Below are 8,472 nucleotides of genomic sequence, written 5' to 3'. Positions count from 1 at the left end.
TCCTCATCACTCATTCGAAAATTTTCACCGATAAACCATTCGTCAAAAACATAAACATTAGAACAATCCTCCCCCAGGGAATTCCTGTCCTTGTTAAAGAATTCAACATTGCTTCCACCGTCGAGTGCACGCGCAATTGTTGTTTTTCCCGAGCCGTTTTTACCCAGGATAATAACGCATTGAGCATCTTCAAGAATTTGCCCTCTACTATTTACTCGGGTAAAAATTGAATATTCTTTCTCTCCGGCATACTCTGTTTTAATCTTTATTGATGATACTTTTGATGCATCAACCATTTGCTCCTCCTAGAACTGTAGATTTCCTACATTGAATAGATATAATAAAATCCCCTTGAGTATCAGTTCATCATAGATATAACTGTCTCAAGGGGATCTTATAACTTCACTGTTACTCAGATATTAATTTATTTAATTATTCTAAGCTTAGACGTTGAAGCGGAACTCGACCACGTCGCCGTCCTGCATGATGTAGTCCTTGCCCTCCATACGGACCTTACCGCGAGCCTTCGCCTCCGCCATGGAGCCGGCCTCGTCCAGGTCCTTGAAAGACACGACCTCAGCCTTAATGAAGCCACGCTCAAAATCAGAGTGAATCACGCCAGCAGCCTGCGGCGCAGTATCACCCTTATAAATAGTCCAGGCGCGAGCCTCCTTCGGGCCAGCAGTCAGGTAAGTCTGCAGCCCCAGGGTCGAGAAGCCCACGCGAGCCAGCTGGTCCAGGCCGGACTCATCCTGACCGTTCATCTCCAGCATCTCGCGAGCCTCCTCCTCAGACAGCTCCACCAGATCAGCCTCCAGCTTCGCATCCAAGAACACAGCCTCAGCCGGCGCCACCATGTCACGCAGCTCCTGCTGCTTCTCCTCAGACGCCAGAATGCCCTCATCCGCGTTAAACACGTAAATGAACGGCTTAGCAGTCAGCAGGTTCAGCTCCTTCAAGTGAGCCAGCTCCAGCTTCGCGTCCTTCGCACGAGAAATGATGGTGTCACCATCCTCCAGGATCTTCTGCGCGGCCTTGTAAGTCTCCAGCTGAGCGGCGTCACCCTTCTTAATCTTCACAGCCTTCTCCAGACGCGGAATAGCGTTCTCCAGAGTCTGCAGGTCAGCCAGAATCAGCTCAGTGTTAATGGTCTCCATATCGGAGGCGGGATCGACCTTGCCGTCCACGTGAATGACGTCCGGGTCATCAAACGCACGCACCACCTGCGCGATAGCGTGCGCCTCACGAATGTTCGCGAGGAACTTGTTACCCAGACCCTCACCCTCAGAAGCGCCCTTCACAATACCCGCAATATCAACGAACGAAACAGTCGCAGGCAGAATACGCTCCGAACCAAAAATCTCAGCCAGACGGTTCAGACGCGCATCCGGCAGGTTCACCACGCCCACGTTCGGGTCAATGGTCGCGAACGGGTAGTTAGCCGCCAGCACAGTGTTGCCGGTCAGAGCGTTGAACAGGGTGGACTTGCCCACGTTAGGCAGGCCAACAATGCCGATAGTTAGAGCCACAAGTTTTCCTTCGAATCATGTACCCCGCCAAACACTCAGGATGCGCCGCGTACGTGATGCGGCGGGTGCGGGCGGGCACAGGGCGAAAATGGTGCCCGCTTCCAAGCGCGACACCGCCAGCCTCAAGAAGAAACGGGTGCGGGGCGCCTGCGGGCATAGACACTACCATTCTACCGTGTTCACGCAGGAGCCGCCCCGAGTGCATGATAGACCCCGCCGAAGGCGCAAAAGCGGCACCAACCGGGGCGCAGAAAAGGAGAAAACGGCAGGGAAAAAATGAGGCGAGGAAGCGCTACCACTCCCCCGCCGGGGGTCAATGAGAAAGAGATGAGAAGCAGCGGGTTAGAGCCAGCCGTTCTCCGTGGCGATACGCACCGCATCCTGACGAGTCGACGCACCCGTCTTCGCCATCGCCGCCGACAAATAATTACGCACCGTACCCGCCGACAAAAACAACGCCGACGCAATCTGCTGAGCCGTACCACCCGACGCCGCCTCACGCAGCACCTGCGCCTCACGCTCCGTCAACGGAGAAGCACCCGTCACCAAAGAATCCGCCGCCAACGACGAATCCACCACACGCAACCCCGCATGCACACGACGAATCGCCTCCGCCAACTGGCGAGCACCCGTATCCTTCACCACAAAACCACTCGCACCAGCCTCCAGGGCGCGGCGCACATAACCCGGACGGCCAAACGTCGTCACAATCAGCGTACGCACCGGCTCACCCGACTCACTCACCGCACCCGCATCACGTAGCGCCGCAGCCGCCTCAATACCATCAGCCAGCAAAGTACCGGGCATCTGCACATCCAACAGCACCACGTCCGGCTTCAATAGGGCGACAGCGCCCAACACCTCGTCACCACTACCGACCTGACCCACAATCTGCAGGTCAACCTCCAGACCCAGCAGAGCGGCAAGAGCCTCACGGATGAGCTGCTGATCGTCAGCGAGCAGAACACGAATCATGGAGCCTCCCAGGGCTGAAGACGGGGTGATAAGGCGGGCGGAACAACCGCGTGAGGTTGTCTACCACCACCATACAGGGGCGGGTAGCTCCCCCGTCCAGGGCGCGGCGCCAAGTTCCACAATCTGCAGAACCTACCTACAGCAGTGAGGTGTCACCGTCCATGCTCACACGGATGCGCGTACCCACCCCACCGCCAGGGTTCTCCGCCAGCCACTGCTCGGGCGCCGCCTCAATCACCACGCTACCGCCGGACGCCGCCACACGCTGAGCCATACCCGTCAGACCGTTACCGCGCGCATCGCCCACACCCACGCCGTTATCGAGGATGTCCAGACCGGTTGCGCTCAGACGCACCCGCGCCGCGTTCGCACCCGAATGGCGCACCATGTTCGTAACCGCCTCACGCAGAACCCAGGAGAACAGCTTCGCGTTCACACCAGCCACCGCGAGCGCGCTCTGAGCCTCCGGCAGCTCGGCGCGAATACCAGCGGTCTGCAGGGCGCGGCCCGCACCCTCAATCTCACCCGAGAAGTCGGGCACTCGCAGGCGGGTGACGGTCGAGCGGACCTCCGCCAGGGATGCGCGGGACAGCTGCGCGATAGCCTCCATCTCGGCGCCGGCGCGGGCGGGGTCAATCTCCAGCAGGCGCTGCGCCAGCTCCGCTTTGAGGGTGATGACGGTCAGGGAGTGGCCGAGCACGTCGTGCACGTCGCGGGCAATCTCTTCACGTTCCTCGGAGAGCGCCAGGGAGGCACGCGCCACGTCCGCGCGTTCGCCCAGCTCAATCAGGTAGGAGAAGCCCAGCATGCCTGCCATCGGCGCACCAATAAAGAGAGCGATACCGCCGTGTGCGCTGACATCAAAGCCGGTGCCCACCATAAAAATTAGCCAGCAGGCCACGGCAATCGTCGCCGCTACACCCAAGCGCAGGCGGTACGGGGCGATTGTGCCAAAAACCCAGAACGCCACAAAGTACATGCTGAACGACAGGAACACCATATATGCCGATTCCACCTGCAGTACCGTCAGGCCAGCCACGGGCAGTGCCATCAGCATGGTCCAGATGACGCTTCGGCGCGTTGTGGAGGCGACCGGCACCAGCCACGGCACCGCGTACGCCGAGCAGTTCACCACCGCGAACACCGCAATTAGCGCCACGCCAGTCCAGCGCACCGGCGCCAGCTCCGGGGTGGTGAGGAAGCTGTCCAGCGGCATGAGCAGAAACACCAGCCACGGGGCGCTAAAGCCCAGTGCCAGCCAGTTCACGTTGCCGCTGCGTTCCCGGTGGAGGAAGCGGAAGCGGTGCTTGCCCAGGGTGCGCTTCGCGGCAGTGGGTGCCGCCTCGTTCTCCGTGTGGGGGTGTTCGTTCTCGTAGGAATGGGTATGGGTGTGGGTTTCGGTCATGGTTCTAGCCTAACGTGCGGGTGCCGCGGGTGCAGATGCCACCGGTGCGGCGGTGTCAGTAGGGGCTGTGTTAGTAGATGCAGTGTGAATGGATACGGCTTCCGCCGCAGCCTCGGGAGCCCCTGATACTACGGAACCCTTGAGACTGCGGCGGGAAGAAACATTTAGCGGCGGGTTGAGCGGCGCATCAGCAGGGCAGAAACACCCAGGAAGATCGCTGCCCACACTGCCAGGCTCACCACGGCGTACCAGAGCGGCTCGGTGACGAACCAGTCCTCACCACCACCCAGAATAATGGTCTGACCTGCGGCGAAGGGGTAGCGAGCAATCTCGGCGGCACCGTACAGCGGGGTGAAGCGTGCGTACTTCAGCAGGTCGGTGCTCAGCGGGGAGAACACGGTACCGAAGAAGCTCATAATCACCAGCAGACCGTTCGCAATGGACACGGCGTTCTCGTTACGAATCAGCAGACCCATCATGATGCCGTAGAAGGCGAACACCAGACCGCACAGCACCGTCAGCGCGCCAGCGGCAAGCTGCTGGTTCACAGGGATCTCAACGCCGGTAAACATGCCCACGAGGTTCACCGCAATCACCGGCACCGCAGAAATCACCAGGGCGGTCAGCGACTTCGCGCCCAGGTACTTACCGGTGGTCAGCGGGGTGAGCGCCAGCTGGCGGTTCCAGCCGCTGGACAGCTCAGCGACGGTGCTGCCGCTAATCGCCACGGTGTTCTGCACGGCACCGTAGAGCGCCATTCCAATCATGACGTACGCTGCTACGTTGCCGTCGCCCATCGGCTGGGAGGAGTAGTCCTGCATCGCGCCGAAGAGCAAGAAGAAGACGATGGGCAGTGCCACGCCGAAGAAGAATCGGTCGGTCGAGAGGATAGAAGCGCGGATGTCGTAGAGTGCGTAGCGGAGCATGATGTTTTCCTTGAGGTGTGTAGCGGCAGTGTGCGGTGTTGAGGCTGCGTGGTGTTGAGGCGGTCTAGTGTTTAGGCTTCGGTTGCTTTGGAGGCGGCGGCCTGCTCGGTCAGCAGGGTGAAGGACTCGTCCAGGGAGGGCTTGATGACCTCCAGGTCGGTGATGCTGTAGTTGTTCAGCAGAGTGCGTAGCACCTGCTCAATCTCCAGCACGGAGATGCGGTGGCGGTACCCGCCGGACTCTTCGGTCACCTCGACCGGAACATCCAGGTCGGTGATGGGTGCGGGTGCGAGGAAAGAAAGGTGGCGGTGGCCGGTCAGGGCGCGAATCTCGTCGGAGGAGCCGTCAGCGATGATGGAGCCGGATTCCATGAGCACGATGCGCTGGGCGAAGTTCTGTGCTTCTTCCAGGTAGTGCGTCGCAAAAAGAATGGTCGTTCCACGCTCGGCGATGGCTTCCATGCGCTCCCAGAAGGTGCGGCGCGCGTTCACGTCCATGCCGGCGGTCGGCTCGTCCAGGATCAGCAGTTCCGGCGAGTGCATGGTCGCCAGGGCGTAACGCAGGCGCTGCTGCTGACCGCCCGAGCACTTGCCGACCTTACGCTTAGCAATCTCGGTCAGGTCGGCGTTGGCGAGTACCTCGTCCACGTTGATGGGCTTGGGGTACAGCGCCGCAATCATCTCGACCGTGGCGCGGATGGTGAGGTCCTTGAGCAGGCCACCGGTCTGCTGTACCGCACCGAGTAGACCGGCGCGTGCCGCCTCGGAGGCGCTGCGACCGAAGACGCTCAGCTCGCCGCCGCTGGGCTGGGTCAGACCGAGAATCATGTCGATGAGGGTGGTCTTGCCTGCGCCGTTGGGGCCAAGCAGTGCGATGATTTCGCCGCGCTTGACGGTCAGGTCAATCGAGTCGACGGCTACGACTTTGCCGGCGGCGCGGGTGGTGAAAACCTGGCTGAGGGCGCGGGCGGAAATAACGGTTTCTGCGGTGTTGGGCTTGCTGTTCTGAAGTGCTGCGGTGTTCATGTTTCTATTACACCGCCGGTTTTCGCGCCGCTGCGGTACAGAGTGTCATGACCTGCACATGACAAATGTCATGAGTTCGTGGGAGGGCCGTTATGACGAGGCATTTTCACCAGCGGAGGCGGTCACGCGAAGCGGGGGCTCCGTCCTCAAGGCGCCGGTGTCAATCGTTGTTGGGGCGCCGCAGAGGGGGCACTACCCCGCGAGCGGAAACCGGCGCGTACCGCGTAGCGAGACCACGAAGCTGCGGAGGCGGTCACGCGAAGCGGGGGGCTCCGTCCTCGAAGCGCCGGTGTCAATCGTTGTTGGGGCGCCGCAGAGGGAGGCACTACCCCAGCAGCGGAGGCTGTCACGCGAAGCGGGGGCTCCGTCCTCAAGGCGCTCAGCGCCGCAGAGGGGGCACTCCCCCGCGTAGCGTGACAGCGAAGCTGCCCAAGCGTCCCTGCCCGTACATCCCATGTAGCACATGCAAAAACCCCGCGTCTTCTCCCCACACGGGGAAGAGGACACGGGGTCATAAGCTAAAAAGTATTAGCGAGTGGGCTTAGCGCCGCGGCCACCGAGCTGGCGGCCCACGTTCTCATCGTTCTTCAGGGCGGAACGCAGTTCCTTCGGCAGGGAGAAGAGAATGTCTTCCTTCGCGGTCTCCACCTCTTCGATGGTGTTGTAGCCGTACTCGGCGAGCAGGGCCAGTACCTCCTGAACCAGAACCTCGGGCACGGACGCGCCGGAGGTCAGGCCCACGGTCGCCACACCCTCGAACCAGGACTCGTCCACCTGGTGTGCGAAGTCCACACGCTCGGCACGCTTAGCGCCGTATTCGAGTGCCACTTCCTTCAGGCGCACGGAGTTCGAGGAGTTTGCCGAACCAACCACGATGACCAGGTCAGCGCGCGGAGCAATCTCCTTGATGGCGCCCTGGCGGTTGGAGGTTGCGTAGCAGATGTCGTCCGAGGGCGGATCCTGCAGGGACGGGAAACGCTCACGCAGACGCGCCACGGTTTCCAGGGTCTCATCCACGGACAGGGTGGTCTGAGAAATCCAGACGACCTTCTCCGGGTTGCGAACGGTCACCTGGTCCACTTCGTCGGGCGAGTTCACGATCTGGATGTGCTCGGGCGCCTCACCGGCGGTACCCTCGACCTCTTCGTGGCCGGTGTGACCGATGAGCAGGATGTCGTAGTCCTGCTTAGCGAAGCGCACAGCCTCGCGGTGCACCTTGTTCACCAGCGGGCAGGTCGCGTCAATAGTGTTCAGGGAGCGGTCGCCAGCTGCGGAAACCACCGCCGGGGACACGCCGTGCGCCGAGAACACGGTCACGGAACCTTCGGGAACTTCATCCACTTCATCAACGAAGATAGCGCCCTGCTTCTCCAGGGTCTCCACCACGTGGCGGTTGTGAACAATCTGCTTGCGCACGTAGACGGGCGCGCCGTAGTGTTCCAGCGCCTTCTCGACAGCAATCACGGCACGGTCAACGCCGGCGCAGTAACCGCGCGGGGTGGCGAGCAGGACCTTCTTCTCGCCGTTGACGGGTGCGGCGGCTTCAACGTCGGCGCGGCTGCGGCGCTCGCGGGGTACGGGCGGCAGGCCCAGGGCAATAGTTTCAGTGGACATGGTTACTATCCTACGTTGTTCGGACTTTTAGTGTGTGATGACTGTGGCACCGCTCGCAGAGCTACGTCCCAGGGCGATCAAGCGAATCAGAATACCGAGGAGCAGGGCGAGAATCGCCAGGACCAGCCCGTAGCTTGCCGCCGCCTGCAAGTGCCCGGTCAGGGACGGGGCGAGCTGGTTCCATACCCCGGTAATCAGCGCCGTTCCGGCGGTGCTGTGGCTGGTAATTCCCAGGGATTCAGGGGTTTGGCCGCCGAACCAGGCTGCCGCGCCCCAACACAGTAGGGCGTAGAGCAGAGCCGTGACCACCGGTACCAGGATGCGGTGCCTGGGTGCCAGCAACGTAGCCAGCAGCAGGCTCAGCACCGAGATGATGGTCAGCGGCACGGTGGATTTGCCCAGCGCGGCGGCACGGTTGATGCCGGCATGCAGGTACCATTCCTGCTGCTCCTGCTGGTTGTTGCCGTCCTTCAACCGGTCAATGTTGAGGGTTTCAGGGCCGAGCTTCGTCAGGTCCGGGTCGAAGGAGCCGATAGAGCCGACCTTCGCATCCAGTGCACGGTAGAAGGGGGTGAGCACAATGACGGCGGGGCCGTCCTGGTGTTCGAGGTTGTAGCGGCGAGTTTCCTCGGCTATTTCCTTCCAGAGGCTTCGATATTCTTCAGTTTTTGACAGCTCAGCCGCGGATCGGTTGAGCAGGGAACGTATGCCGTCTTGTGTCGGCTTTACAAGAATGGAGTATAAGCCGCTTTGTTTGGTGCCGTCGAGGAAGGTTGTCATAGCTTCGGAGTTCATGAGGTCTTCGACTGCACCGTCCGCGATGCGCGAGGCAAGCTGCGAGTCCTCCGCCAGGTTGGAGGAAATCTGCGAGAAACCGCGCTCTGACATGAGCTTGGAGTTCACCCAGGCACCCGTGGTTGCACCCAGAGCGGTCACCAGGGCCAGGGCGCACAGCACAACGGTCAGGAACCTGCGCAAACCCGCCGCGAAGGGAGGCT

General features: G+C 61.2%; 8 protein-coding genes. All 8 read right to left on the bottom strand.

Translation table 11 applies throughout. The features are described 5' to 3' along the window. Positions 1-296 (bottom strand): hypothetical protein (locus tag QZ540_RS07445; RefSeq protein WP_294628871.1); only part of this gene is annotated, 296 nt, incomplete at its 3' end. A 147-nt stretch (positions 297-443) separates the two neighbouring features. Further along, a complete protein-coding gene (gene ychF / locus QZ540_RS07440; protein WP_005505132.1) occupies positions 444-1,529 on the bottom strand; it encodes a redox-regulated ATPase YchF in 1,086 nt (361 codons plus the stop codon). 342 nt (positions 1,530-1,871) lie between these two features. Further along, positions 1,872-2,504, bottom strand: coding sequence for a response regulator (locus tag QZ540_RS07435; RefSeq protein ID WP_294628869.1), 633 nt, complete (start codon positions 2,502-2,504; stop codon positions 1,872-1,874). 136 nt (positions 2,505-2,640) lie between these two features. Next, positions 2,641-3,909, bottom strand: a complete 1,269-nt coding sequence (locus tag QZ540_RS07430) for a sensor histidine kinase (protein ID WP_294628867.1) — start codon at positions 3,907-3,909, stop codon at positions 2,641-2,643. Positions 3,910-4,073: 164 nt separating this feature from the next. Then, positions 4,074-4,835, bottom strand: coding sequence for an ABC transporter permease (locus QZ540_RS07425; protein ID WP_294628865.1), 762 nt, complete (start codon positions 4,833-4,835; stop codon positions 4,074-4,076). Between the two features lie 71 nt (positions 4,836-4,906). Continuing rightward, positions 4,907-5,860, bottom strand: a complete 954-nt coding sequence (locus QZ540_RS07420) for an ABC transporter ATP-binding protein (protein WP_294628863.1) — start codon at positions 5,858-5,860, stop codon at positions 4,907-4,909. A 528-nt stretch (positions 5,861-6,388) separates the two neighbouring features. Then, positions 6,389-7,474: a 4-hydroxy-3-methylbut-2-enyl diphosphate reductase gene (locus tag QZ540_RS07415; protein WP_049354178.1), complete on the bottom strand. Its 1,086-nt coding sequence runs from the start codon at positions 7,472-7,474 to the stop codon at positions 6,389-6,391. A gap of 27 nt (positions 7,475-7,501) precedes the next feature. Next, a partial coding sequence (locus tag QZ540_RS07410; RefSeq protein ID WP_294628861.1) for a dehydrogenase occupies positions 7,502-8,472 on the bottom strand: 971 nt, incomplete at its 5' end.

The organism is uncultured Rothia sp. (assembly GCF_916049665.1).
GTDB lineage: Bacteria > Actinomycetota > Actinomycetes > Actinomycetales > Micrococcaceae > Rothia.
Note: the sequence above shows the minus strand (reverse complement) of the source record. Positions and strands in the feature narration are given on the sequence as shown.